This is a genomic window from Streptomyces sp. NPDC005576 (assembly GCF_042871745.1).
Taxonomy (GTDB): domain Bacteria; phylum Actinomycetota; class Actinomycetes; order Streptomycetales; family Streptomycetaceae; genus Streptomyces.
In genome coordinates, this window is the sequence record NZ_JBIAJC010000001.1 from 526,988 (window position 1) to 553,985 (window position 26,998).

21 protein-coding genes are annotated in these 26,998 nt (G+C 70.9%); 19 read left to right on the plus strand and 2 right to left on the minus strand.

Annotated features, from left to right (window positions below; all coding sequences use genetic code 11):
• Positions 1-233: 233 nt before the first annotated feature.
• The 5 genes from ACFYPN_RS02310 (at position 234) to ACFYPN_RS02330 (ending at position 7,792) form a co-directional block, all read left to right on the plus strand.
• Positions 234-1,118, plus strand: coding sequence for an MHYT domain-containing protein (locus tag ACFYPN_RS02310; RefSeq protein WP_358759895.1), 885 nt, complete (start codon positions 234-236; stop codon positions 1,116-1,118).
• Between the two features lie 41 nt (positions 1,119-1,159).
• Positions 1,160-3,301: an excinuclease ABC subunit UvrB gene (gene uvrB, locus ACFYPN_RS02315; RefSeq protein ID WP_389296464.1), complete on the plus strand. Its 2,142-nt coding sequence runs from the start codon at positions 1,160-1,162 to the stop codon at positions 3,299-3,301.
• Positions 3,302-3,474: 173 nt separating this feature from the next.
• Positions 3,475-4,053, plus strand: coding sequence for a TerD family protein (locus ACFYPN_RS02320; protein ID WP_358759891.1), 579 nt, complete (start codon positions 3,475-3,477; stop codon positions 4,051-4,053).
• A gap of 374 nt (positions 4,054-4,427) precedes the next feature.
• A complete protein-coding gene (locus ACFYPN_RS02325; RefSeq protein ID WP_389296465.1) occupies positions 4,428-6,374 on the plus strand; it encodes a TerD family protein in 1,947 nt (648 codons plus the stop codon).
• Positions 6,375-6,718: 344 nt separating this feature from the next.
• Positions 6,719-7,792 carry a TerC family protein gene (locus ACFYPN_RS02330; RefSeq protein ID WP_389296466.1) on the plus strand — a complete coding sequence of 358 codons (1,074 nt, stop codon included), beginning with the start codon at positions 6,719-6,721 and terminating at the stop codon, positions 7,790-7,792.
• Between the two features lie 112 nt (positions 7,793-7,904).
• On the opposite strand, the gene ACFYPN_RS02335 is transcribed toward ACFYPN_RS02330, so the two are convergent.
• Both ACFYPN_RS02335 and ACFYPN_RS02340 read right to left on the minus strand, forming a co-directional pair.
• Complete coding sequence (locus ACFYPN_RS02335) at positions 7,905-8,561, minus strand: MBL fold metallo-hydrolase (protein ID WP_358759885.1); 657 nt, start codon at positions 8,559-8,561, stop codon at positions 7,905-7,907.
• 10 nt (positions 8,562-8,571) lie between these two features.
• Positions 8,572-9,261 carry a maleylpyruvate isomerase family mycothiol-dependent enzyme gene (locus tag ACFYPN_RS02340; RefSeq protein ID WP_389296467.1) on the minus strand — a complete coding sequence of 230 codons (690 nt, stop codon included), beginning with the start codon at positions 9,259-9,261 and terminating at the stop codon, positions 8,572-8,574.
• A gap of 175 nt (positions 9,262-9,436) precedes the next feature.
• On the opposite strand from ACFYPN_RS02340, the gene uvrA reads away from it, so the two are divergent.
• The 14 genes from uvrA (at position 9,437) to ACFYPN_RS02410 (ending at position 26,972) form a co-directional block, all read left to right on the plus strand.
• Complete coding sequence (gene uvrA / locus ACFYPN_RS02345) at positions 9,437-12,460, plus strand: excinuclease ABC subunit UvrA (RefSeq protein WP_389296468.1); 3,024 nt, start codon at positions 9,437-9,439, stop codon at positions 12,458-12,460.
• A gap of 458 nt (positions 12,461-12,918) precedes the next feature.
• Positions 12,919-13,347 (plus strand): Rieske (2Fe-2S) protein, encoded by a 429-nt coding sequence (locus tag ACFYPN_RS02350; RefSeq protein ID WP_389296469.1) that lies wholly within the window; start codon positions 12,919-12,921, stop codon positions 13,345-13,347.
• 135 nt (positions 13,348-13,482) lie between these two features.
• Positions 13,483-15,618, plus strand: a complete 2,136-nt coding sequence (gene uvrC, locus ACFYPN_RS02355) for an excinuclease ABC subunit UvrC (RefSeq protein ID WP_389296470.1) — start codon at positions 13,483-13,485, stop codon at positions 15,616-15,618.
• Complete coding sequence (gene rapZ, locus ACFYPN_RS02360) at positions 15,615-16,589, plus strand: RNase adapter RapZ (protein ID WP_358759875.1); 975 nt, start codon at positions 15,615-15,617, stop codon at positions 16,587-16,589. Before uvrC ends, rapZ begins: the two co-directional genes overlap by 4 nt.
• The gene (gene yvcK, locus ACFYPN_RS02365) at positions 16,586-17,620 is read left to right on the plus strand and encodes a uridine diphosphate-N-acetylglucosamine-binding protein YvcK (protein ID WP_358759873.1); all 1,035 of its coding nucleotides are present in this window, start codon (positions 16,586-16,588) and stop codon (positions 17,618-17,620) included. Before rapZ ends, yvcK begins: the two co-directional genes overlap by 4 nt.
• The gene (whiA, locus tag ACFYPN_RS02370) at positions 17,611-18,600 is read left to right on the plus strand and encodes a DNA-binding protein WhiA (RefSeq protein ID WP_266703180.1); all 990 of its coding nucleotides are present in this window, start codon (positions 17,611-17,613) and stop codon (positions 18,598-18,600) included. Before yvcK ends, whiA begins: the two co-directional genes overlap by 10 nt.
• A gap of 450 nt (positions 18,601-19,050) precedes the next feature.
• Entirely contained in the window at positions 19,051-20,061 is a 1,011-nt protein-coding gene (gene gap / locus ACFYPN_RS02375) for a type I glyceraldehyde-3-phosphate dehydrogenase (protein WP_358759872.1), read from the plus strand.
• Between the two features lie 111 nt (positions 20,062-20,172).
• Positions 20,173-21,384, plus strand: a complete 1,212-nt coding sequence (locus ACFYPN_RS02380) for a phosphoglycerate kinase (RefSeq protein WP_389296471.1) — start codon at positions 20,173-20,175, stop codon at positions 21,382-21,384.
• 5 nt (positions 21,385-21,389) lie between these two features.
• Complete coding sequence (gene tpiA, locus ACFYPN_RS02385) at positions 21,390-22,166, plus strand: triose-phosphate isomerase (RefSeq protein WP_358759868.1); 777 nt, start codon at positions 21,390-21,392, stop codon at positions 22,164-22,166.
• Between the two features lie 143 nt (positions 22,167-22,309).
• A complete protein-coding gene (secG, locus tag ACFYPN_RS02390; RefSeq protein WP_266703172.1) occupies positions 22,310-22,546 on the plus strand; it encodes a preprotein translocase subunit SecG in 237 nt (78 codons plus the stop codon).
• 109 nt (positions 22,547-22,655) lie between these two features.
• Positions 22,656-22,991 carry an RNA polymerase-binding protein RbpA gene (locus ACFYPN_RS02395; protein ID WP_096629167.1) on the plus strand — a complete coding sequence of 112 codons (336 nt, stop codon included), beginning with the start codon at positions 22,656-22,658 and terminating at the stop codon, positions 22,989-22,991.
• A 220-nt stretch (positions 22,992-23,211) separates the two neighbouring features.
• On the plus strand, positions 23,212-24,864 hold the full coding sequence (gene pgi, locus ACFYPN_RS02400) for a glucose-6-phosphate isomerase (RefSeq protein WP_358759866.1): 1,653 nt from the start codon (positions 23,212-23,214) through the stop codon (positions 24,862-24,864).
• 12 nt (positions 24,865-24,876) lie between these two features.
• A complete protein-coding gene (locus tag ACFYPN_RS02405) occupies positions 24,877-25,392 on the plus strand; it encodes a PH domain-containing protein (RefSeq protein ID WP_358759865.1) in 516 nt (171 codons plus the stop codon).
• Complete coding sequence (locus tag ACFYPN_RS02410) at positions 25,389-26,972, plus strand: PH domain-containing protein (protein ID WP_389296472.1); 1,584 nt, start codon at positions 25,389-25,391, stop codon at positions 26,970-26,972. The genes ACFYPN_RS02405 and ACFYPN_RS02410 overlap by 4 nt, the downstream gene beginning before the upstream one ends.
• Positions 26,973-26,998: the final 26 nt, after the last annotated feature.

Here is a 26,998-nt window from a genome sequence, read left to right on the forward strand (position 1 = left end):
GTGGCGCTTTTTTATTCTGTTAAATTTTCCCACCCCGTGTGTTTTGGGTTTTACAACTGCCCCCTGTTTGGTTTTTTCCCCGGCCCCGGGGGGTGGGGGGGGGGGCCCCCCCCCCGCCGCCCCCCACCGCCGGGACCCGCGAGGCCCCGGCCTTCGACCGAGCGGCACCGGCCCCGCACCGCCGACCGGCAGAGCACCACCAGCACCGCGTTATCACGAAGGGCGTATCCAGCATGCAGGGCACAGTCGACGGCTTCTCCTACGGCCTCGTGACACCGGTCGCGGCTTTCCTCATGGCCTGCCTCGGCGCCGCGCTGGGGCTGCGCTGCACCGTCCGGTCCGTCCGTACCGTCCGGTCCGGGTGGGCGCTCCCGCCCCGCCGCCCGCACCGGGCCGGATGGCTCGCGCTCGGCGCCACGTCCATCGGCTCCGGGATATGGACGATGCACTTCATCGCCATGATGGGGTTCCGCATCGACGACGCGTCGATCACGTACGACCTCCCCTTGATGTTCGCGAGCCTCGCCGTGGCGATCGTCATGGTCGGTATCGGGATCTTCATCGTCGGTTACCGGGGCGCGACCCCGCTGGCCCTGGTCACCGGCGGCACCATCACCGGCCTCGGGGTCGCCTCCATGCACTACCTCGGCATGGCGGCCATGGCGTTCCGCGGACAGTTCGCGTACTCGACGGCGACCGTGGCCCTCTCCGTCGTCATCGCCGTGGTCGCCGCCACCGCCGCTCTCTGGGCGGCCGTCTCGCTCCACGGCTTCCTGCCGAGTCTGGGCGCGAGTGTCGTGATGGGCGCCGCCGTGAGCGGGATGCACTACACCGGTATGGCAGCCCTCCGGGTCCACCTGCATCCAGGTGCCACCGGCCCGGCCGGGGGCGAGACGGTCGGCTCGATCCTGGTCCCGCTCCTCGTCGGGCCGCTGGCCTTCCTGCTGCTCGCGGGAGTGATCGTGCTGTTCGACCCCCTGGTCGTGGGGGGCGACCCCGGCCGGGACGGGACATCCGGCCGGACCGGCCCGGCCGGGCGCGGCATCCCGGGCCAGCGCCGGGCCGACCCCGCCGCCGCGCCCGCGGTCGACAGCGCCCGCGGGCCCCGCCGCCGCTGATCCGTGCCGCCGTTGTCAGTGGCGGGTCGTACGGTGGATGCATGCGGCCCGTTTCGAAGATCGAACGTTCGGTGGCGCCTTTCGAGGTCATCAGTCCCTACCAGCCCAGCGGCGACCAGCCGACGGCCATCGCCGAGCTCGAGAAGCGCATTCGAGCAGGTGAGAAGGATGTCGTCCTGCTCGGCGCGACCGGCACCGGTAAGTCGGCGACCACCGCCTGGATGATCGAGAAGCTCCAGCGGCCGACTCTCGTCATGGCGCCCAACAAGACGCTGGCGGCCCAGCTGGCCAACGAGTTCCGCGAGCTGCTCCCCAACAACGCGGTCGAGTACTTCGTCTCGTACTACGACTACTACCAGCCCGAGGCGTACGTCCCCCAGTCGGACACCTACATCGAGAAGGACTCCTCGATCAACGAGGAGGTCGAACGGCTGCGCCACTCCGCGACAAACTCCCTGCTCACCCGGCGGGACGTCGTCGTGGTCGCCTCCGTCTCCTGCATCTACGGCCTGGGTACCCCGCAGGAGTACGTCGACCGCATGGTCCAGCTCAAGGTCGGCGACGAGGTCGACCGCGACCAGCTGCTGCGCCGCTTCGTCGAGATCCAGTACGCCCGCAACGACCTCGCGTTCACCCGTGGGACCTTCCGGGTCCGAGGCGACACGATCGAGATCTTCCCGGTCTACGAAGAGCTCGCCGTCCGGATCGAGATGTTCGGCGACGAGATCGAGGCGCTCTCCACCCTCCATCCGCTCACCGGCGAAGTGATCAGCGAGGACACCTCGCTGCACGTCTTCCCCGCCTCCCACTACGTCGCCGGACCCGAGCGCCTGGAGAAGGCGATCACCGGCATCGAGCAGGAGCTGGAGGAGCGGCTCGCCGCCATGGAGAAGCAGGGCAAGATGCTGGAGGCCCAGCGCCTGCGCATGCGGACCACGTACGACATCGAGATGCTCCGCCAGATCGGCACCTGTTCCGGCGTGGAGAACTATTCGATGCACTTCGACGGCCGGTCGCCCGGCACGGCCCCCAACACCCTCCTCGACTACTTCCCCGAGGACTTCCTGCTGGTGCTGGACGAGTCGCACGTCACGGTGCCGCAGATCGGCGCGATGTACGAGGGCGACGCCTCCCGCAAGCGGACCCTCGTCGACCACGGCTTCCGGCTGCCCTCCGCCCTGGACAACCGCCCCCTGAAGTGGGAGGAGTTCCAGCAGCGCATCGGCCAGACCGTCTACCTCTCCGCCACCCCGGGGAAGTACGAGCTCTCGCGCGGCGACGGCTTCGTGGAGCAGATCATCCGCCCGACCGGACTGGTCGACCCGGAGATCGTCGTCAAACCCACCGAGGGCCAGATCGACGACCTCGTCCACGAGATCCGTACGCGTACCGAACGCGACGAGCGGGTCCTCGTCACCACCCTCACCAAGAAGATGTCCGAGGACCTCACCGACTACTTCCTCGAACTCGGTATCCAGGTCCGGTACCTCCACAGCGACGTGGACACCCTGCGCCGCATCGAGCTGCTGCGCGAACTGCGCTCCGGCGAGTACGACGTCCTGGTCGGCATCAACCTCCTGCGGGAGGGCCTCGACCTGCCGGAGGTCTCGCTGGTCGCGATCCTCGACGCCGACAAGCAGGGGTTCCTGCGCTCCGCCACCTCGCTCATCCAGACCATCGGACGCGCGGCGCGCAACGTCTCCGGTCAGGTCCACATGTACGCGGACAAGGTCACGCCCGCCATGGCGCAGGCCATCGACGAGACCAACCGGCGTCGCGAGAAGCAGATCGCGTACAACACCGAGCGCGGCATCGACCCGCAGCCGCTGCGCAAGAAGATCAACGACATCGTCGCCTCCATCGCCCGCGAGGAGGTCGACACCGAGCAGCTACTCGGGACCGGCTACCGCCAGACCAAGGGGGCCAAGACCCCGGTGCCCGCACTCGGCGGCAAGGCCGCCAAGGCGGGAGAGGCCAAGGCGGACGCCGGAAAGGCCCGCTCCAGGGGTGCGGTGACCAGCGACCGTCCCGCGGAGGAGCTGTCCGGGATCATCGAGGAGATGACCGAGCGGATGCGGGCCGCCGCCGCCGACCTCCAGTTCGAGGTCGCCGCGCGCCTGCGCGACGAAGTGGGTGAGCTGAAGAAGGAGCTGCGCCAGATGAAGGAGGCGGGGATCGCCTGATGCACGGAGGGCGTGAGCACCGCGACGCCCGCGGGGCGGCCTCTGTGTTTCAAGAACGACACAGAACGCACCGGATCGGCGTCGGGCGCGGACGCACTGCGTAGGGTCGTGGGAATCCGCACACGGACGGTTGCGGAGCAGAACGCGGAAGCGACGCGGAGAGGGGACAGCGCGTGACGGTCAACATGACCAAGGGTCAGGCGATCAGCCTGCAGAAGCAGGACGGGGGAACCCTGACCGCGGTGCGGATGGGGCTCGGCTGGCAGGCGGCCCCGCGCCGCGGCCTCTTCGGATCGCGCACCCGGGAGATCGACCTGGACGCCTCGGCGGTCCTCTTCGCCGACAAGCAGCCGGTGGACGTGGTGTTCTTCCGTCACCTCGTCAGCGACGACGGCTCGGTCAAGCACACCGGTGACAACCTCGTCGGCGGCGCGGGATCGGGTGGCGACGACGAGTCGATCCTGGTGGATCTGGCGAGGGTGCCGGTCCACATCGACCAGATCGTCTTCACGGTGAACAGCTTCACCGGGCAGACGTTCCAGGAGGTCCGACACGCCTTCTGCCGCATCGTCGACGAGACCAACGGCCAGGAGCTGGCCCGCTACACGCTCGACGGCGGCGGCCAGTACACCGCCCAGATCATGGCGAAGGTGCACCGTGTCGGTGGCGGCTGGCAGATGACCGCCCTCGGCAACCCGGCCAACGGCCGTACGTTCCAGGACCTGATGCCGGCGATCCTGCCGCACCTCTGACGGGCTGGTGCCGCTCCCGGCAAGCTTTGCCCCGTCGCGGTGGTCGGCACGCACGCTCGCGGCGTTGGCCGGAAGTCCTGGTAGCTCCGCTTAGCTCCGCTACCAGGACTTCCGGCCGCCTTGCGATCGCACGCACCGACCGCCGCTCGTCATGGGGCAAACATTGCCGGTCGAAACACTCGGTGGTGTCCGGCGGGACCGGACAGAAACCCCGGGCCCATGGGCCCACACGACTCCCGGAGGCTTCCGCCGCCGGGAGTCGTGCGTACCCCGGGCGGGGCGGACATCCACCCCGACGGGACGCACACATCCACAGGCTCACGCACCGACACGTTCACGCACCGACACGTTCACGCGGCAGGGGGACAGGGCACATGACGGCCGAACTCGTCCGGGGGCAGAACCACCCGCTGCCCTCGACCCGTCTGGAGGTCCGGGTGTCGGCGGGCTCGCCCGTCGTGGCCGGAGCGGCCCTCGCCGACGAGCAGGGCGCCGTACGGGGCGCCGCGTGGGTCGTCCACCCGGGAGGGCCCCGGCTGCCCGGCGTCGAAGTGCCCCGGCGCGCCGCCCGGGAGCACCGGCTCGACCTCGACCTCGACGCATTGCCCGAGGAGGTGCACCGCGTCACCGTGCTGCTGGCTCTCCCCGGGACACCCGGCGCCCCCACCGGCTTCGGTGCGGCAGCAGCCCCCTTCGTGTCCGTCAGCGGGCCCGACGGCACCGGGATCGCCGACTTCACACTCACCGGGCTGGACACGGAGTCCGCCGTCGGCGCCCTGGAGTTCTACCGCCGCTCGGGTGCCTGGAAGGTACGGGCCGTGGGCCAGGGCTACTCCTCCGGGCTCGCGGGCATGCTCGCCGACCAGGGGCTGAGCGGGGCGGACGAGCTGGCCGCCTCGATCCTGGAGGCGGCGACCGGGCCACTCGTCCCCGCCCGGCCGGGACCCCCCGCGGCGCGAGCCGGGGCGGAAGCGACGACCGCAGCGGTGACCGGAGCGGCGACCGAGACGGTGACCGGGGCGGTGACTGACGCGGACACGGCGGAGGTCCCGCCCGGCGGCCGGATCGACTACGCGCACCCGCGACGACGGGCCACCCCGCCCGCCCCTGCGGCACCGGCCTTCCCGCCGGGACGGACTCACACCCACGGCACCCCTCCCTCCGCTCCGCCCGACGCGCGGTCCGGACCGGCCGCGCCGGTGGCCGGTGACGCCCCCGGCCACTCCATGGACGAGCGGCTCTACCACCAGGTCTGGGGCATGTTCGAGGACCTGGCCCGCAGTGTCGCCGCCTACCGGGGCGCCGTCGACTTTGCGGGGGCGCGCCTGGAGGCGGAACTCGACCGCGTCCTGGCCGACCCGCGCAACCGCATCGGCGGAGCGGGAGACACCGCGCGCGAGGAGGCCAGGGCGAAACGCGACGAGCTGGTCGCCCGTGCCCGGGAGGCGCTCGACCGGGACCTCGCGCAGTTGCTGGCCGAGGCCGGCGTGGTGGAGCCCGCGCTCCCCGCCCCCTGCGCCGGCTGGGACAACCCCGTCTGGCACGCCCACCGTGACCCGTCCGCGGAGCCCTGGGCCCTACGCCTCGGTGACGTACGCCTGCCCGAGTGCCCGGAGCTGCGCATCCCGCTGCTCGTACGGCTCCCGCTGGAGCGCGGCCTGTGGATCGACGCCGGGCGGAGCGATCCCGGGGCCGACCTGCTGGACGGTACGGACCTGAAGCGGCTCGCGCTGGAGAGCGCCGTCACCCATGCCGTACGGCTGCTCGCCGCGTACCCGGCGGGCGAGATGTCCCTCCAGGTCATTGACCCGGCGGGAACCGGCGCCGCCGCGCTCGTGCCGCTGGTGCGTGCCGGAGTGCTCGCCGGGCCGCCCGCGCAGGGGGTGGCCGGGGTCGAAGCAGTCCTCGACCGGCTCACCCGACGCGTCGACCTGGTCCAGATGGCGGTGCGGGCGGGCGCCGCCGACGCGCTGCCCCCGGATCTCGACCCGGCCGCCCAACTGCTCGTCGTCAACGACTTCCCGCACGGCTTCGACGACCGCGCGGTCACCCGGCTGCGCTACCTCGCCGACGAGGGCCCCTCGGTCGGGGTGCACCTGCTGCTGGTCGCGGACCAGGAGGAGGCATCCGCCTACGGGCCGGCGCTCGCACCGTTCTGGCGCGGGCTCCTGCGGCTCACCCCGCTCGCCGGCGACCACCTCGCGGACCCCTGGGTCCGTCACGTGTGGACGTACGAACCCCCTCGGGTGCCGCAGGGCAGCCGGGTCCTGGAACAAGTGCTCGCCGCCGTGGCCGACGCGCGGCGGGCCCGGGGGCGCTGACGCCCGGCGGGGCACCGGCTGCAGCGGCAGCCCGCGGCCCGCCGCCCTGCCCGCAGCGGCCCGCAGCGCAACGGTCCCCGCGCACTGGCGGGCGGCGCCGACGCGGTAGCCCCGCCGGGCCAGGGACTTTTGGTTCTCCTTTGCCATCCTCTTTACCTTTTCTTGGGTCTTCCTGTACCTTTTCTTGGACGGAGGGGAGTATTCCCACACGTGGCGTTCCCGTCAGTACGGACTGTGACCGGTCCCGGGGCGCCGGCCCGGCGTACATCCCGTACGCCCGGGTGGAAGAGACCTCCGGCAGCGACGACGCTGATCAGTAGCCGTAGCGAACTGCCGGAGGCGCAGTGGACGTTTCATGGACCCTCTGGTTGCTGACCATTCTTGGTCTTGCAGCCCTCATCGCCGTCGACTTCTTCATCGGGCGCAAACCCCATGACGTGTCGACCAAGGAAGCCGGAATCTGGACGGTCGTCTGGATCGCGCTGGCGGCGCTCTTCGGCCTGGGCCTGCTGGTCTTCGGCGAGAGCCAGGCCTCCGGCGAGTTCTTCGCCGGCTTCATCACCGAGAAGTCGCTGAGCGTCGACAACCTCTTCGTCTTCGTTCTGATCATGGCGAAGTTCTCGGTGCCCTCCCAGCTCCAGCAGCGGGTGCTGCTGGTTGGTGTGCTGATCGCCCTGGTGCTCCGGGCCATCTTCATCGCGGCCGGCGCCGCCGTCATCGCCAACTTCTCCTGGGTCTTCTACATCTTCGGCGCGTTCCTCATCTACACGGCCTGGAAGCTGATCCAGGAGGCGCGCACCGATGAGGACGAGGAGGAGTTCGAGGAGAACCGGCTCCTCAAGTCCATCGAGCACCGCTTCGGGGTCGCCGACCGGTACCACGGCACCAAGCTCTTCATCCGGAACAACGGCAAGCGCGTCCTGACCCCGCTGATGGTCGTCATGCTCGCGATCGGCACCACCGACGTGCTCTTCGCCCTCGACTCCATCCCGGCGATCTTCGGCCTGACCCAGGACCCGTACATCGTCTTCACGGCCAACGCCTTCGCGCTGATGGGCCTGCGTCAGCTGTACTTCCTCATCGGCGGTCTGCTGAAGAAGCTGGTCCACCTCAGCTACGGACTCTCGGTGATCCTCGGGTTCATCGGCGTCAAGCTGGTGCTCCACGCGTTGCACGAGTCGGGTGTGCACGTCCCGGAGATCTCGATTCCGCTCTCGCTCTCCGTCATCTGCGGTGTGCTGGTGATCACCACCATCACCAGCCTGATCGCGGGGCGGAAGCAGGCGGCGGCGGCCGAAGCCGCCGGGCCGGGGCCGGGATCGACGTCGGGTCCGGACGCGGGGCCCGGGGCCGGTGGAGACACCGACGCCGATGCCGGGTCGGAGTCCCGCCAGGGCAGCAGCAACGTAGGCGGCTGAGCCGTACGGCACCTCGCTTCCACGACGAGGGGCGCCCCGGCACCGGAATCGGTGCCGGGGCGCCCCTGCCGTCGTCGTGGGGTGCGGGTGTGCCGGGCGTACCGCCCGCGTGTCACCAGCCCCGGGCGCGCCACTCCGGCAGGTGACCGCGCTCGTCGCCGAGCGTGGTGTCGTGGCCGTGACCCGGGTAGACCCAGGTCTCGTCCGGGAGCTGGTCGAAGAGCTTGGTCTCCACGTCGTGGAGGAGGCTCGCGAAGGCCTCGGGGTCCTTGCGGGTATTGCCGACGCCACCGGGGAAGAGGCAGTCGCCGGTGAAGAGGTGCGGAGCCCCGTGCGGGTCGTCGTAGACCAGTGCGATGGAGCCCGGGGTGTGGCCGACCAGGTGGCGGGCGGTCAGGGTGACCTCGCCGACCCGGATCGTGCCCCCGTCCTCCACGAGCACGTCGGTCGCGACCGGGATGCCCTCGGCGTCGTACCGTCCGGCGTACGTGACGGCGCCGGTGGCGGCCACCACCTCGGCCAGCGCCTGCCAGTGGTCACCGTGCTGGTGCGTGGTGACCACCGAGGCGATGCCGTCCTCGCCGACGAGCCGCAGCAGGGTGTCCGCCTCGTTGGCGGCGTCGATGAGGAGCTGCTCGCCGGTGGCCCGGCAGCGCAGGAGGTAGGCGTTGTTGTTCATCGGGCCGACCGCGACCTTGGAGATCATCAAGTCGGTCAGCTCGTGCACGTCCGCGGGTCCGCCGACTCGCACCGCTCCGCTGTAGGTCATGGGCGGCAGCCTATAGCGGCGGCAGTACGGGGAGGGGACCGCCCTCCACGGTCAGTGCCGAGCCGTCGCGGCGGCCCGCGAGCCAGCCGAGCAGCTCCGGGGCGGGGCCGCCGACACCGGCGATCGGGCCTTCTCCGTGGCCGCCCGTGGTCCAGACCCGGCCGTCGTCGGCCCGGATGTCGAAGGGGACCACCTGTGGATGGCTCCCGAACCGCTCCGTCAGGAAGTCGATCTCCCTGGCCACGAACTCGTCCGGCAGGTCCTCCAGCTCGTACCCCGTACCGAGATCCACGTGGTGCAGCTCGATCTCGGCCCAGCGCCGGAACGGGATGTGGGATGCGGAGTCCATCACGCCATTCCGCATTTCCACGGTGCGTGACCAGTCGGCGCAGGCGTCGGCCTCGGCCAGGAATCCCTCGCCGCTCGCGCGCAGATCGGCCAGGTGCTCGGCGAGCGACCGGGGTGCGCCGGCCTCGATCTCGCGGTCCCGGATTTCGCCGCTCGCGTACATCGGGCGCCCTCGGAGAACATTTCGGAGCGCGTCGGCGTTACGTGACAGGTGGGCCAGTACATGGCCCCGGCTCCAACCGGGCAGTCGGGACGGTTCGGGGACAGTGGAGTTGTCCCAGGTGCTCGCCGCGGCGAGCAGTCGTTCCGTCGCCCCGCGTACAGATACCAGGTCGCGCACAGGATCGCTCATGCGACCGAGCGTAGCCCCGCCACTCGTTCGGGTGAAGGAGGTTACGGTCGGCGAGAATTCGAATGTGCGTGCTATACGCTCGAAGTCGAAAGCTTTCTACACCGCTGTGGCGCCCCCCATACCCTGGACAGGGGGCTCAGTTCCCCCGTTTCTCTCAAGAAAGGTGCGGACCGGCGTGGCCGACCGTCTCATCGTCCGTGGCGCGCGCGAGCACAACCTGAAGAACGTCTCGCTCGACCTGCCCCGCGACTCCCTCATCGTCTTCACCGGGCTCTCCGGGTCGGGCAAGTCCTCCCTCGCGTTCGACACGATCTTCGCCGAGGGCCAGCGGCGGTACGTCGAGTCGCTCTCCTCGTACGCCCGGCAGTTCCTCGGCCAGATGGACAAGCCGGACGTCGACTTCATCGAAGGTCTCTCGCCCGCCGTCTCCATCGACCAGAAGTCGACCTCGCGCAACCCGCGCTCGACGGTCGGCACCATCACGGAGGTCTACGACTACCTCCGCCTGCTCTTCGCCCGTATCGGCAAGCCGCACTGCCCCGAGTGCCGGCGGCCGATCTCCCGCCAGTCGCCTCAGGCCATCGTGGACAGGGTCCTCGGCCTCCCCGAGGGAAGCCGCTTCCAAGTGCTCTCCCCGCTGGTACGCGAGCGCAAGGGGGAGTTCGTCGACCTCTTCGCCGACCTCCAGACCAAGGGATACAGCCGCGCCCGGGTCGACGGCACCACCATCCAGCTCTCCGAGCCGCCGACGCTGAAGAAGCAGGAGAAGCACACCATCGAGGTGGTCATCGACCGCCTCACGGTGAAGGACAGCGCCAAGCGCCGGCTGACCGACTCGGTGGAGACGGCCCTCGGCCTCTCCGGCGGCATGGTCGTGCTCGACTTCGTGGACCTCCCCGAGGACGACCCCGAGCGCGAGCGGATGTTCTCCGAGCACCTCTACTGCCCGTACGACGACCTCTCCTTCGAGGAGCTGGAGCCCCGCTCCTTCTCCTTCAACTCGCCCTTCGGCGCCTGCCCCGACTGCACCGGCATCGGCACCCGCATGGAGGTCGACGCCGAGCTGGTCATCCCGGACGAGGAGAAGTCGCTCGACGAGGGGGCCATCCACCCCTGGTCGCACGGCCACACCAAGGAGTACTTCGGCCGTCTGATCGGCGCACTCGCCGAGGCCCTCGGCTTCCGTACGGACATCCCGTGGGCCGGACTGCCGCAGCGCGCCAAGAAGGCCCTGCTCTACGGCCACAAGATCAAGACCGAGGTGCGCTACCGCAACCGCTACGGCCGCGAGCGCGCCTACACCACCCCCTCCTTCGAGGGGGCGGTGCAGTTCGTCAAGCGGCGGCACTCCGAGGCCGAGAGCGACTCCAGCCGGGAGCGCTTCGAGGGGTACATGCGCGAGGTGCCCTGTCCGACCTGTGAGGGCACCCGCCTCAAGCCGATCGTCCTCGCGGTCACGGTGATGGAGAAGTCCATCGCCGAGGTCGCCGCGATGTCGATCAGCGACTGTGCCGAGTTCCTCGGCCGGCTCAAGCTCAACGCCCGGGACAAGAAGATCGCCGAGCGGGTCCTCAAGGAGGTCAACGAGCGGCTGAGATTCCTCGTCGACGTGGGCCTCGACTACCTCTCGCTGAACCGCGCGGCCGGCACCCTGTCCGGCGGCGAGGCCCAGCGCATCCGCCTCGCCACCCAGATCGGATCCGGCCTGGTCGGCGTGTTGTACGTCCTGGACGAGCCGTCCATCGGCCTCCACCAGCGCGACAACCACCGGCTGATCGAGACCCTGGTCAGGCTCCGCGACATGGGCAACACGCTCATCGTCGTGGAGCACGACGAGGACACGATCAAGGTCGCGGACTGGGTCGTGGACATCGGCCCCGGCGCCGGCGAGCACGGCGGCAAGGTGGTCCACTCCGGATCGCTGAAGGAGCTGCTGGCCAACAAGCAGTCGATCACCGGCCAGTACCTGTCGGGCAAGCGGGAGATCACCGTCCCCGACGCCCGCCGCCCCGTGGACCCGAGCCGCCGGCTCACCGTGCACGGTGCCCGGGAGAACAACCTCCAGGACATCGACGTCTCCTTCCCGCTGGGCGTCCTCACGGCCGTCACCGGGGTGTCCGGCTCCGGCAAGTCCACCCTCGTCAACGACATCCTCTACACCCACCTGGCCAGGGAGCTCAACGGCGCCAAGTCGGTCCCCGGCCGGCACACCCGGGTGGACGGGGACGACCTCGTGGACAAGGTGGTCCACGTCGACCAGTCGCCCATCGGCCGGACCCCCCGGTCCAACCCGGCGACCTACACCGGAGTCTTCGACCACGTCCGCAAGCTCTTCGCGGAGACGATGGAGGCGAAGGTGCGCGGCTATCTGCCGGGCCGCTTCTCCTTCAACGTGAAGGGCGGGCGCTGCGAGAACTGCTCGGGCGACGGCACCATCAAGATCGAGATGAACTTCCTGCCCGACGTGTACGTGCCCTGCGAGGTCTGCCACGGCGCCCGGTACAACCGGGAGACCCTGGAGGTCCACTACAAGGGCAAGTCCATCGCCGAGGTGCTGGACATGCCGATCGAGGAGGGCCTGGAATTCTTCGAGGCCGTCCCGACCATCGCCCGGCACCTGCGCACCCTCAACGAGGTCGGCCTCGGGTACGTCCGTCTCGGGCAGTCCGCGCCGACGCTCTCCGGCGGCGAGGCGCAGCGCGTGAAGCTGGCGAGCGAGCTCCAGAAGCGCTCCACCGGCAGCACGGTCTACGTCCTGGACGAGCCCACGACCGGTCTGCACTTCGAGGACATCAGCAAGCTGATCAAGGTCCTCTCCGGGCTGGTCGACAAGGGCAACTCCGTCGTCGTCATCGAGCACAACCTCGATGTGATCAAGACGGCGGACTGGGTCATCGACATGGGCCCCGAGGGCGGCAACGGCGGCGGCCTGGTGGTCGCCGAGGGCACCCCGGAGGAGGTGGCGGCCGTACCCGCGAGCCACACCGGGAAGTTCCTCCAGGACGTCCTGGACACCGACCGGATCAACGAGGCGGCCGTGCCCTCCGCGCGCAAGCCGGTGCGCAAGACGGCCGCCAAGAAGACGGTCGCCGCCAAGGCCGCTCCCGCCCGGCGGACGGCCACCGCCGCCGCGGTGAAGCAGCAGCCGGCCGCGAAGAAGCCGGCGGCCAAGAAGGCGGTCCGCGCCCGCAAGGGCTGACGCCCGCAGGGCCGGACGGCTCGCAGGACCGGACATCCCGCAGGGCCGGACGCGCCCGGCCCGGTCCGCCGCTGTGACCTCCTCCTCCCGGGACCCCGGGAGGAGCGTCGCACCGGCGGCCGGGCCGCCGTCCGGCCCTGGGTCGTCTCCGGGCCGCGTACCGCCCCGAGGCGTCTTTCCGGCCGTTCGCGCCCGTACGGCGCCAGGGCGGCGCCCGCGCCGTCGGCGCGCAGGTGCCCACGGACCGTGCCGCGGACCCGGGCGCGGGGGTGCCGATCTCCGCCGGTATCGTCGGTTCTGTCGTCGCGGCCGGCCGTGCGTCCCGTCGCCGTCACCTTCCGGCGACGCCGCGTACCCGGGCCGGCCCGACGGCGACACACCACCTGCCACACCCCGTACCTGCGACACCCCCGTACTTCCCCGCACGCCCCGTACCACCGACCTCCGTGGAGTCCGCGATGTCCGGCTTGCCCGCCACCCGCCGCACCGTGCTGAAGGGCGCCGCTCTCGTCGGTGCCGCCGGGCTGGGAGCGGCCGCCTGCTCCACCGAGTCCAAGCTCGGCCACGCCAAGAACCCGACCCCGACCGCCCCGGTGGATCTCGGCGCCGCGGACGCGGTCCCGGTCGGCGGGTCGAAGCTCTACCGCGAGCAGCGCCTCCTGGTGACGTGCCCGGCGAAGGGGCAGTACAAGGCCTTCAGCGCCCAGTGCACCCACGCCGGCTGCGTGCTGACCAGGATCGAGAAGAACGAGGGGCACTGCCCCTGCCACGGCAGCATCTTCGACACCACGACCGGCGAGGTCATCCACGGCCCGGCCACCGTGCCGCTGCCCGCCGTCCCGGTCAGCGCGGAGGGCGGCCGACTCGTCGCCGGCCCCGACGCCTGACCCGGCGCCTCGCCCGAGGCCCCGGCCCGCGGGGCGAGCGTCCCGGACGGCGCTCCTGTCGAAACACGGCCGGGGCGGACGGCACAGTGTGGACAGCACCCCGGGGTGTCACCGGCCGGAAGTAGGGTGTGAGACATGGCAGACCCCTCCAGCTACCGCCCCAAGCCGGGACAGATCCCCGACTCCCCGGGGGTCTACAAGTTCCGCGACGAGCACCGCCGGGTGATCTACGTCGGCAAGGCGAAGAACCTCCGCCAGCGCCTCGCCAACTACTTCCAGGACCTGGCCGGCCTCCACCCCCGCACCCGCACCATGGTGACGACCGCCGCCTCCGTGGAGTGGACGGTCGTCTCCACCGAGGTGGAGGCGCTACAGCTGGAGTACACCTGGATCAAGGAGTTCGACCCCCGGTTCAACGTCAAGTACCGCGACGACAAGAGCTACCCGTACCTCGCGGTCACCCTCAACGAGGAGTTCCCCCGGGTCCAGGTCATGCGCGGCGCCAAGAAGAAGGGCGTGCGCTACTTCGGCCCGTACGGCCACGCCTGGGCGATCCGCGAGACCGTCGACCTGATGCTCCGCGTCTTCCCCGTGCGCACCTGCTCCGCCGGTGTCCTCAAGAACGCCGCCCGCACCGGCCGCCCCTGCCTGCTCGGCTACATCGGCAAGTGCTCCGCGCCCTGCGTCGGCCGCGTCAGCCCCGAGGAACACCGCGAACTCGCCGAGGACTTCTGCGACTTCATGGCCGGCCGTACCGGCGCCTACATGCGCCGCCTGGAGAAGGAGATGGCACTCGCCGCGGAGGACATGGAGTACGAGCGCGCCGCCCGGCTCCGGGACGACATCGGCGCGCTCCGGCGGGCCATGGAGAAGAGCGCGGTCGTACTCGCCGACGCCACCGACGCCGACCTCATCGCCGTCGCCGAGGACGAGCTGGAGGCAGCGGTCCAGATCTTCCACGTACGCGGCGGCCGGGTACGCGGCCAGCGGGGCTGGGTCACCGACAAGGTCGAGGCGGTCGACACCTCCGGCCTGGTCGAGCACGCCCTCCAGCAGCTCTACGGGGAGGAGACCGGCGACTCCGTACCCAAGGAGGTCCTCGTACCCGCCCTGCCCGAGGATCCGGACGCGGTCTCCGAATGGCTCGCCCACCGCCGGGGCTCCCAGGTCAGCCTGCGCATCCCGCAGCGCGGCGACAAGAAGGACCTGATGGCGACGGTCCAGCGCAACGCCCAGCAGGCGCTCGGACTGCACAAGACCAAGCGCGCCTCCGACCTGACCACCCGCTCCCGGGCCCTGGAGGAGATCGCCCAGGCGCTCGGCCTCGACACCGCCCCGCTGCGCATCGAGTGCTACGACATCTCCCACCTCCAGGGCGACGACGTCGTCGCGTCGATGGTCGTCTTCGAGGACGGGCTCGCACGCAAGAGCGAGTACCGCCGCTTCCAGATCAAGGGGTTCGAGGGCCAGGACGACGTCCGGTCGATGCACGAGGTGATCGGCCGCCGGTTCCGCCGCTACCTCCACGAGAAGGAGCGCCTGGGGGAGTGGGAGGAGCCCCTCGCCCCCTCCGGCGAGTCTCCCGCCCCCTCCGGCGAGGTCCCCGCCGCCCCCGGGCGGAGCACCCCGGAGCCTGCCGTCCCCGAGCCGGCCGCCCCGGGCCCCGTCACCGCCGCCCCGGACCTCACCGCCGCCCCGGGCGCCCCCGACGACGCCTCCGCCGACTCCGAGCCCCGCGAGGACGACGGCCGCCCCAAGCGGTTCGCCTATCCGCCGCAGCTCGTCGTGGTCGACGGCGGGCAGCCGCAGGTGGCCGCCGCGAAGCGTGCGCTGGACGAGCTGGGCATCGACGACATCGCCGTCTGCGGCCTCGCCAAGCGTCTCGAAGAGGTCTGGCTGCCCGACGACGACGATCCCGTGGTACTGCCCCGCTCCAGCGAGGGCCTCTACCTCCTCCAGCGCATCCGTGACGAGGCCCACCGCTTCGCCATCACCTACCAGCGGGCCAAGCGCGCCAAGCGGGTCCGCAGCAGCCCTCTGGACAGCGTCCACGGCCTCGGCGAGAGCCGGAAACTCGCCCTGCTCAAGCATTTCGGCTCCGTCAAGAAGCTGCGGCAGGCGACAATCGACGAGATCTGTGAGGTCCAGGGGATAGGCCGCAGGACAGCGGAGTCGGTGGCCGCGGCCCTCGCCGCGACCGCGCCGGCCGCGCCCGCCGTGAACACGGCCACAGGAGAGATCATCGACGAGAACGACGGGGGCACGCCATGACCGACCGTGAGCACCGCCACGCAGAACCCACGCAACCGGACCCTGACCGAACAGACGGAGCACACGTGAGCACGGGCACCACCGACGAGACGGGCGACGCCGTCCCGGCGGCCATCCCCGAACTGGTGATCATCTCCGGGATGTCCGGCGCCGGCCGGTCCACCGCCGCGAAGTGCCTGGAGGACCTCGGCTGGTTCGTCGTCGACAACCTCCCGCCCGCCCTGATCCCGACCATGGTCGAGCTCGGCGCGCGCTCCCAGGGCAACGTGGCCCGGATCGCCGTCGTCGTGGACGTACGCGGGCGCCGCTTCTTCGACAACCTCCGCGAGTCCCTGGCGGACCTGGACACCAAGCACGTCACCCGCCGGATCGTCTTCCTGGAGTCCTCGGACGACGCCCTGGTCCGCCGTTTCGAGTCGGTCCGCCGCCCCCACCCGCTCCAGGGCGACGGCCGGATCGTCGACGGCATCGCGGCCGAGCGCGATCTGCTGCGCGAGCTGCGCGGCGACGCCGACCTGGTCATCGACACCTCCAGCCTCAACGTCCACGAGCTGCGCGCCAAGATGGACGCCCAGTTCGCCGGCGACCAGGAGCCGGAGCTGCGCGCCACGGTGATGTCGTTCGGCTACAAGTACGGTCTGCCGGTCGACGCCGACCTCGTGGTGGACTGCCGCTTCCTGCCGAACCCGCACTGGGTGCCCGAGCTGCGCCCCTTCACCGGCCTGAACGAGGAGGTGTCCGCGTACGTCTTCGACCAGCCGGGCGCCAAGGAGTTCCTCAACCAGTACACCGAGCTGCTCCAGCTCGTCGCCGCCGGATACCGCCGCGAGGGCAAGCGGTACGTGACCATCGCGGTCGGCTGCACGGGCGGTAAGCACCGTTCCGTCGCGATGTCCGAGAAGCTCTCCGCCCGCCTCGCCGCCGAAGGCATCGAGACCGTCCTCGTCCACCGGGACATGGGGCGCGAGTGACCAGCGCCAACCTGCGGCTGCGCAGACTGAGCAGGGCGGCCTCGCTCCGCTCCGGTCGCCGCCGCGGCGGCCCGCCCAAGGTCGTCGCCCTCGGCGGCGGCCACGGGCTGTCCGCCTCGCTCGCCGCCCTGCGCCGCATCACCGGCGACCTGACCGCCGTCGTCACCGTCGCCGACGACGGCGGTTCCAGCGGCCGGCTCCGCGAGGAGTTCGGGGTGCTCCCGCCCGGTGACCTCCGCAAGGCCCTCGCGGCCCTCTGCGGGGACGACGACTGGGGGCAGACCTGGGCCAGGGTCACCCAGCACCGCTTCGAGTCCCGGGGCGACCTGCACGGGCACGCGGTCGGCAACCTGCTGATCGTGGCGCTCTGGGAACAGCTCGGCGACCCCGTGCAGGCGCTCGACCTGGTCGGCACCCTCCTCGGCGCGCACGGCCGGGTGCTGCCCATGTCCGCCGTACCGCTGGAGCTCCAGGCGCAGGTCAGGGGGCACGATCCGGAGCGACCCGACGCGATCGTGACGGTACGCGGCCAGGCGACGGTGGCGCTCACGCCGGGCGAGGTGCAGTCCGTGCAGGTGGTCCCGCACGCCCCGCCCGCCGTCCCGGAGGCGGTCGAGGCGGTCCTGGACGCGGACTGGGTGGTGCTCGGACCCGGCTCCTGGTTCTCCTCGGTCATCCCCCATCTGCTCGTTCCGGATCTGCTCGACGCGCTGGTCGCGACGAAGGCCCGGAAGGTGCTCTCGCTGAACCTCGCACCGCAACCCGGTGAAACAGATGGCTTCTCCCCGCAGCGTCATTTGGAGGTTTTGGGGCGACACGCCCCTAAACTCGCCTTGGACGTGGTGCTGGCCGATGAGGCCGCCGTGCCTGACCGCGAGTCCCTCGCCGATGCCGCGAAGCGGCTCGGTGCCGCGGTGGAGCTGGCGCCGGTGGCCTCGCCAGACGGCGTTCCGATTCATGATCCGGAGCTGCTGGCCGCCGCGTACGACCGTATTTTTCGGATGCATGGAAGGATCGGCCCATGGCGATGACGCCAGCGGTGAAGGACGAAATCTCTCGGCTTCCCGTCACCCGGACCTGCTGCAGGAAGGCGGAGGTCTCCGCGATCCTCCGCTTCGCGGGCGGGCTGCACCTGGTGAGCGGCCGGATCGTGATCGAGGCGGAGCTGGACACCGCGATGGCGGCCCGCCGGCTCAAGCGGGACATCCTGGAGATCTTCGGGCACGCCTCGGAGCTGATCGTTATGGCCCCCGGCGGGCTGCGGCGCGGCTCCCGGTACGTCGTGCGCGTCGTGGCGGGCGGTGACCAGCTGGCCCGTCAGACCGGCCTCGTGGACGGCCGCGGCCGCCCCATCCGCGGGCTGCCCCCGCAGGTGGTCTCGGGGGCCACCTGCGACGCCGAGGCTGCCTGGCGCGGGGCCTTCCTCGCGCACGGCTCGCTCACCGAACCGGGCAGGTCCTCCTCGCTGGAGGTCACCTGCCCCGGCCCCGAGGCGGCACTCGCGCTGGTCGGGGCGGCGCGCCGGCTCTCGATCGCCGCCAAGGCCCGCGAGGTCCGGGGCGTCGACCGCGTGGTGGTCCGCGACGGCGACGCGATCGGCGCCCTGCTGACCCGCCTCGGCGCCCACGAGTCCGTACTGGCCTGGGAGGAACGCCGGATGCGGCGCGAGGTACGGGCCACCGCGAACCGGCTCGCCAACTTCGACGACGCCAACCTCCGCCGCTCCGCCCGCGCGGCCGTGGCCGCCGGTGCCCGCGTGGGCCGCGCCCTGGAGATCCTGGGCGAGGAGGTCCCCGAGCACCTCGCCGCCGCCGGACGGCTGCGCATGGAGCACAAGCAGGCGTCGCTGGAGGAGCTGGGCGCGCTCGCCGATCCGCCGCTGACCAAGGACGCCGTCGCCGGGCGGATCCGCCGGCTGCTGGCGATGGCCGACAAGCGCGCACAGGACCTCGGCATCCCGGGTACGGAGTCCACGCTCAGCGAGGAGATGGCGGACGGTCTGGTCGGCTGAGACCGGTTCGCCGGGCCGCCCCCGGGCCCGCACCGTCGTATACGACCGGCCGCCGGCGTTCTCCCCACGGAGACGCCGGCGGCGGCTTTTCCGCCGTCCGGAGAAGGCGCCCGCGACGCCTGGCCGGTTGTCCGGCCGGGGCGCCGGACACCGGCCGGCGCCCCGGCCGCCCCGGGCCGTCGCGCCCTGATCGTCCGTGTGGGTACGGGCGTTGGCCCGTACCCGGTCGTCGCGGGACGGCCGCGGGCTCTCGGTCCGCCGGATGCCCGGTGACCTCCCGGCGGACCGGAGCCCCGAGTTCCTACTGCTCAGTAGGACTTATCGGGGCGCGTACGGGGCCTCTCGATGTCACCCGCGGGCCACATGAGAGGTAGGGTCGGAGGCGGTCGGGGACATCCCATACAACTCGCCGGCGTCGAAACCCGGCGTACCTAACGAGGAGATCGGTTCGTGACGATCCGCGTAGGCATCAACGGCTTTGGCCGCATCGGTCGTAACTACTTCCGCGCGCTGCTGGAGCAGGGTGCGGACATCGAGATCGTGGCTGTCAACGACCTGGGTGACACTGCGACCACGGCTCACCTCCTGAAGTACGACACCATTCTGGGTCGTCTCAAGGCAGAGGTCAGCCACACCGCCGACACCATCACCGTCGACGGTCACACCATCAAGGTGCTCTCCGAGCGCAACCCGGCCGAGATCCCCTGGGGTCAGCTGGGTGTCGACATCGTCATCGAGTCGACCGGCTTCTTCACCAAGAAGGCCGACGCCGAGAAGCACATCGCCGGTGGCGCCAAGAAGGTCCTCATCTCGGCTCCGGCCAAGGACGAGGACATCACCATCGTGATGGGCGTCAACCACGACAAGTACGACGCGGCCAACCACCACGTCATCTCCAATGCCTCCTGCACCACCAACTGTGTGGCGCCGATGGCCAAGGTCCTGGACGAGAACTTCGGTGTCGTCAAGGGTCTGATGACGACGGTCCACGCGTACACGAACGACCAGCGCATCCTGGACTACCCGCACTCGGACCTGCGTCGCGCCCGCGCCGCCGCCGAGAACATCATCCCGACCACGACGGGTGCCGCCAAGGCCACCGCCCTGGTCCTGCCCCAGCTCAAGGGCAAGCTCGACGGCATCGCCATGCGCGTGCCGGTCCCGACCGGTTCGGCCACCGACCTGGTCGTCGAGCTCGGCCGTGAGGTCACCAAGGACGAGGTCAACGCCGCGTTCAAGAAGGCCGCCGACGACGGCGACCTGAAGGGCTTCCTCACGTACACGGAGGACCCGATCGTCTCCTCCGACATCGTGGGCGACCCGTCCTCCTGCACCTTCGACTCCTCCCTGACGATGGTTCAGGAAGGCAAGACGGTGAAGATCCTCGGCTGGTACGACAACGAGTGGGGTTACTCCAACCGCCTCGTCGACCTGACCGTCTTCGTCGGCGGCCAGCTCTGATCCTCGGATCGGCAGGCATCTCGATGTAGTGAGGGGCTCGGACGGCGCGACGAAGCGCCGTCCGGGCCTCTCGCGTGCTCATCCGTCCTTTTCCAAGGAGTCCTGGAACAGATGAAGACGATCGACGAACTTCTCGCCGCGGGGGTCGAGGGCAAGCGGGTATTCGTCCGCGCCGACCTCAACGTGCCGCTCGACGGCACCACCATCACCGACGACGGCCGCATCCGCGCCGTCCAGCCGACCGTCGCCAAGCTCGCCGAGGCCGGCGCGCGGGTCATCGTCGCCTCACACCTCGGCCGCCCGAAGGGTGCCTCGGACCCGGCGTTCTCGCTGGCTCCCGCCGCCGCCCGGCTCGGTGAACTGCTCGGCACCGAGGTCGCGTTCGCCACCGACACCGTCGGCGAGTCCGCCACGGCCACGGTCGCCGCCCTCACCGACGGCCAGGTCGCCGTCATCGAGAACCTCCGCTTCAACGCCGGTGAGACGTCCAAGGACGACGCCGAGCGCGGCGCCTTCGCCGACCAGCTCGCCGCCCTCGCCGACGTGTACGTGGGCGACGGTTTCGGTGCGGTGCACCGCAAGCACGCCTCGGTCTTCGACCTCCCGGCCCGGCTGCCGCACTTCGCCGGTTTCCTCATCGCCACCGAGGTCGGCGTCCTGAAGAAGCTCACCAGCGACGTCAAGCGCCCCTACGCCGTCGTCCTCGGCGGCGCCAAGGTCTCCGACAAGCTCGGCGTCATCGACCACCTGCTGGAGAAGGCCGACCGCATCCTGATCGGCGGCGGCATGGCGTACACCTTCCTCAAGGCCCAGGGCCACGAGGTCGGCATCTCGCTGCTCCAGGAGGACCAGGTCCCCGTCGTGCAGGAGTACCTCAAGCGCGCCGACGAGCGCGGTGTGGAGTTCGTGCTCCCCGTCGACGTCCTCGTCTCCACCGAGTTCCCGGACCTGAAGACGAAGGCCCCGGCCAACCCCACCGTCGTCGCCCACGACGCCATCCCGGCGGACCAGGAGGGGCTGGACATCGGCCCCGAGACGCGCAAGCTGTACGCGGCCAAGCTCGCCGACGCGGCCACCGTCTTCTGGAACGGCCCGATGGGCGTCTTCGAGCACCCCGACTACGCCGAGGGCACCCGCGCGGTCGCCCAGGCGCTGGTCGACTCCCCGGCCTTCAGCGTCGTCGGGGGTGGCGACTCCGCCGCCGCCGTCCGCATCCTCGGCTTCGACGAGAACGCCTTCGGCCACATCTCGACCGGTGGCGGCGCCAGCCTCGAATACCTCGAGGGCAAGTCCCTCCCCGGCCTCGCCGCATTGGAGAACTGAGCCAGATGAGCACCCGTACCCCGCTGATGGCGGGCAACTGGAAGATGAACCTCAACCACCTCGAGGCCATCGCCCACACCCAGAAGCTCGCCTTCGCGCTGTCCGACAAGGACTACGACGCGGTCGAGGTCGCCGTCCTGCCGCCCTTCACCGACCTGCGCTCCGTGCAGACGCTGGTGGACGGCGACAAGCTGAAGATCAAGTACGGCGCCCAGGACATCTCGGCGCAGGACTCCGGTGCGTACACCGGCGAGATCTCCGGCTCCATGCTCGCCAAGCTGAAGTGCGCGTACGTGGCCGTCGGTCACAGCGAGCGCCGTCAGTACCACGGTGAGAACGACGAGATCTGCAACGCCAAGGTGAAGGCCGCCTACCGGCACGGGCTGACCCCGATCCTCTGCGTCGGTGAGGGCCTGGACATCCGCAAGGCCGGTGACCAGGTCTCCTACACCCTCGCGCAGCTCGACGGCGCCCTGAAGGACGTCCCGGCCGAGCAGGCCGAGTCGATCGTGATCGCGTACGAGCCGGTCTGGGCCATCGGGACCGGCGAGGTCGCCACCCCCGAGGACGCCCAGGAGGTGTGCGGCGCCATCCGCCGCCGGCTGGCCGAGCTGTACTCGCAGGAACTGGCCGACGCGGTCCGCATCCAGTACGGCGGTTCCGTGAAGTCCGGGAACGTCGCCGCGATCATGGCGCAGCCCGACGTCGACGGCGCCCTCGTCGGCGGTGCCGCGCTGGACGCCGACGAGTTCGTCAAGATCGTCCGCTTCCGCGACCAGTGAGTATGCGCTAGCGCCGATCCGTCGTACCCTTGCGGGGGCCGGGGTGGGTTCCACCCTCGGCCCCCGTTGTGCGTATGCGTGTTCTCCGTAGAAGCTGTTTTCGTAGAAGCAGTCCAGGAATTTCCGGAAAGTAGGGACCAGCCGTGATTTTGGCGTTCGAGATCGCCCTGATCGTCTTCAGCCTGCTGCTGATGCTGCTGGTGCTGATGCACAAGGGCAAGGGCGGCGGCCTCTCCGACATGTTCGGTGGCGGTATGCAGTCCTCGGTCGGCGGTTCCTCCGTGGCCGAGCGCAACCTCGACCGCATCACCGTGGTCGTCGGCCTGTGCTGGTTCGCGAGCATTGTGGCGCTCGGTCTGCTCATCAAGCTGGACAGCTGACGCACCGTCCGCGATTGCCGGTGACCGTGTAACTCCAATCACTGGACGCGCGTTGGGCCTTACGTAGACTGGGGCATCTTCGAGCACCATCAGGCAGGGAGTTACGACCGTGGCAAGTGGCAACGCGATCCGGGGAAGCCGGGTCGGAGCGGGGCCGATGGGGGAGGCCGAGCGGGGCGAGTCCGCGCCGCGCCTCCGCATCTCCTTCTGGTGCTCGAACGGGCACGAGACGCAGCCGAGCTTCGCCCATGACGCGCAGGTACCGGATACCTGGGACTGCCCCCGATGCGGCTTCCCGGCGGGCCAGGACAAGGACAGTCCGCCCGACCCGCCGCGCACTGAACCGTACAAGACGCACCTCGCGTACGTACGCGAGCGGCGCAGTGACGCGGACGGCGAGGCCATTCTCGCCGAGGCGCTCGCCAAGCTCCGCGGCGAGATCTGAGAACATCCCCGCGCGGCTCCCGCCTCGTGGGGCTGCTGCTTTTCCGCACCGCCCCGTTCACCGGCCGGACACCCCCCGGGTGCCGGCCGGACCGCTTTTCGCTGCCCGCGAAGTCCTGATATCCGTACGGAGCCATGCCCGCGCGGCACCCGCGACCAGGATCAATTAGGTTGGGGGTGCAGCGGGGAGCAGGTACGAGAAGAATGGGCTGATACCCGGGATGAACGCACAAAGCCGAACCAAGCTCAACCAGACGCCCGAATGGGCGGCCCTCGGAAAGCACCGCGAGGAACTGGGCGGGACCCATCTGCGGGAGCTGTTCGCCGAGAACGCGGACCGCGGCACCGCCTACACCCTCCGGGTGGGCGACCTGCACATCGACTACTCCAAGCAGTTGGTGACCGACGAGACGCTGCGTCTGCTGCGTGACCTCGCCGCCGCCACCGGGGTCGCCGAACTGCGGGACGCCATGTTCCGCGGCGACAGGATCAACACCACCGAGGACCGCGCCGTCCTGCACACGGCGCTCCGCGCCCCGCGCGACGCGGTGACCGAGGTCGACGGCGAGAACGTCGTACCCGCCGTGCACGCCGTGCTGGACAAGATGGCCGGCTTCGCCGACCGGATCCGCTCGGGAGAGTGGACCGGCCACACCGGCCGTCCCATCAAGAACATCGTCAACATCGGCATCGGCGGCTCCGACCTGGGCCCCGCCATGGCGTACGAGGTGCTGCGCTCCTTCACGGACCGCTCCCTCACCCTCCGCTTCGTCTCCAACGTCGACGGTGCAGACCTCCACGAGGCCGTCCGCGACCTGGACGCCGCCGAGACGCTCTTCATCATCGCCTCGAAGACGTTCACCACCATCGAGACGATCACCAACGCCACCTCCGCCCGCGACTGGCTCCTCACCGAGCTGAGGTCCGGCCAGGACGCCGTCGCCAAGCACTTCGTGGCGCTGTCGACCAACGCCGAGAAGGTGTCGGACTTCGGGATCGACACGGCCAACATGTTCGAGTTCTGGGACTGGGTCGGCGGCCGCTACTCCTTCGACTCCGCCATCGGCCTCTCGCTGATGATCGCCGTCGGCCCGGACCGGTTCCGCGAGATGCTCGACGGTTTCCACCTCGTCGACGAGCACTTCCGCACCGCCCCGCCGGAGGAGAACGCCCCGCTGCTGCTGGGCCTGTTGGGCGTCTGGTACGGCCAGTTCTTCGACGCCCAGGCCCATGCGGTGCTGCCCTACAGCCACTATCTCTCCAAGTTCACCGCCTACTTGCAGCAGCTGGACATGGAGTCCAACGGCAAGTCCGTGGACCGGGACGGCAATCCGGTGGAGTGGCAGACCGGCCCGGTCGTCTGGGGCACCCCGGGCACCAACGGCCAGCACGCGTACTACCAGTTGATCCACCAGGGCACCAAGGTCATCCCGGCCGACTTCATCGGCTTCGCCGCCCCGGTCGCCGACCTGCTGCCCGGACTCATCGCGCAGCACGACCTGTTGATGGCCAACTTCTTCGCCCAGACCCAGGCGCTCGCCTTCGGCAAGACCCCCGAAGAGGTCCGCGCCGAGGGCGTGCCCGAGGAACTGGTCCCGCACAAGACGTTCCAGGGCAACCACCCCACGACGACGATCCTGGCCGAGAAGCTCACCCCCTCGGTCCTCGGGCAGCTCATCGCGCTGTACGAGCACAAGGTGTTCGTCCAGGGCGCCATCTGGAACATCGACTCCTTCGACCAGTGGGGCGTCGAACTCGGCAAGGTCCTCGCCAAGAAGATCGAGCCGGTCCTCACCGAGGGCACCGGCGGCGAACAGCTGGACAGCTCCACGGCCGCCCTCGTCGCCACCTACCGCTCGCTGCGCGGTCGTTGAGCCGATGACGCGGTGAAGGGGACGGTTACCGCGGGGGAGGGGACGCCGCGCCTGAGGCCTCCGGCGAACGCGCTCGACCGGCGTGCCGTCGGCTGGTGGCGGGCCCAGTGCCTGCTGCTGGCGGCGGCCCCGGTGGCCGTACTCGGCGTCCTCGCCGTCCTCCTCGCCCCGGCCCGGCCGTGGCTGCTGCTCTCCGCCGCGGTCACGGCCGGGCTCGGCGCCTGCTGCGCCCTCGTGCTGCCCCGCTGGTGGTTCCGCACCCACCGCTGGGAGGTCACCGAGGACGCCGTCTACGTCCGCACCGGACTCCTCCTCCAGGAGTGGCGGATCGCGCCGATGTCGCGCATCCAGACCGTCGACACGGTCCGGGGCCCGCTGGAGCAGCTCTTCGGGCTCGCCACCCTCACCGTCACCACCGCCTCCGCCAAGGGAGCGGTACGGATCGCGGGGCTCGGGCACGAACCCGCTGCCGCGCTCGCCGAACGGCTGACCCGGATCACCCGGGACACCCCCGGCGACGCCACATGAACACCGTGAGCACTTCGGGCACCTCGGGCACCCCCGGCGCCGACGACGGCTGGCGCCGCCTCGACCCCCGTACGGCCCTGGTCACCGCGGTCCTCACGGCCGGGGTGGTGGTCGGTACCGCCGTCCCGCTGGCCATGGGGTTCCTCGGCCACCTCGGCGCCGCCGGTGCCGGACTCTGGACCGCCGCCGGGGCCGTCCTGCTGACCGGCTGCGCGGCCCTCGTCGACCACGTCCGCTGGCGCCGCACCCGCTACCGGATCGGTACCGGCCACGTCGACCTGCACTCCGGTCTGCTGCTCGTGCGGCGCCGCTCGCTCGCCCTCGACCGCGTCCGCACCGTCGACCTCACCGCCCGCCCGCTGCTGCGGCTCCTCGGCCTGGTCACCGTACGGATCGGCACCGGCGAGCACCGGGACGGCGAATCGACGCTGGAACTCGACCCCGTCACCCGGGCCGAGGGCGAACGGCTGCGCCGGCTGCTGCTGGCGCGGGACGCCGCGCCGGACGGCGACGGCGCCACCGCCACCGGGGAGCGCGACGGCGTGCTGGCCGTCCTCGACCCCCGCTGGATCCGCTACGCCCCGGTCTCCTTCGTCGCCCCGATGCTCGGCGGCGCCGCGGCCGGCGGGGTGATGCAGATCAGCGAGTGGGCCGGAGCACAGGGCGACGTCATCCACTGGACCGTCGAACTCTTCCGCGCCCTTCCGCTCCTCTGGACACTCGCCGTCCTCCTGGCGGCCGCCCTCCTCACCGGAGCGGCCGGGGCACTCGGACTCTGGACCGAGATGTGGTGGAACTACCGCCTGGAGCGCGAACCGGGCGGCACCCTCAGGGTCCGCCGCGGGCTGCTGACCTCCCGCTCCACCACCGTCGAGGAGGCCCGGCTGCGCGGCGCCGAACTGGTGGAGCCGCTGGGTGTCCGGCTGTTCGGTGCCGCCCGGGTGGACGTGATCACCACGGGGCTGGCCGACGACGAGGAGGCGAAGGAGGCGAGCCACCGCACCCTGCTGCCCGCCGTGCCGCGGCCGGAGGTGGAACGGATCGTCGCGGCCGTGCTCCGCGAGGAGTCGGCCCCGACCGCAGCGCCCCTGACGGGCCACCCGCGCGCCGCCCGGGGCCGCCGACTGCGGCGGGCCCTCGCGGTGGCGCTGGCCCCGGTGGTGGTGCTGACCGCGCTCGGGGCAGCGCTGACCCCCGTCCTGCTGTGGGCCGCGCTGGGCTGCGCACTGGTGGGGGTACCGGTCGCGGTGGCGCTCGCCCTGGACGCGTACCGCAACCTCGGGCACGCACTCACCGGCGGCCACCTCGTCACCCGCTCCGGCACCCTGCGGCGCTCGACCGCCGCCCTGGAACGGTCCGGGGTGATCGGCTGGACGGTCCGGCAGTCGTACTTCCAGCGGAGGGCGGGCCTGCTGGACATCACGGCCACCACGGCCGCGGGGACGGGCGCCTACGCGGTGTACGACACCGGGGCCGAGGAGGGCCTCCGCCTCGCCTCGGAGGCCGTACCGGGGCTGCTGGCACCGTTCCTGGAGTGGGACGGGGAAACGGCCGCCGGGACCGGCACTCCACGCCGGTGAGCCGTCCGGACGTCCGGGTCGTACCG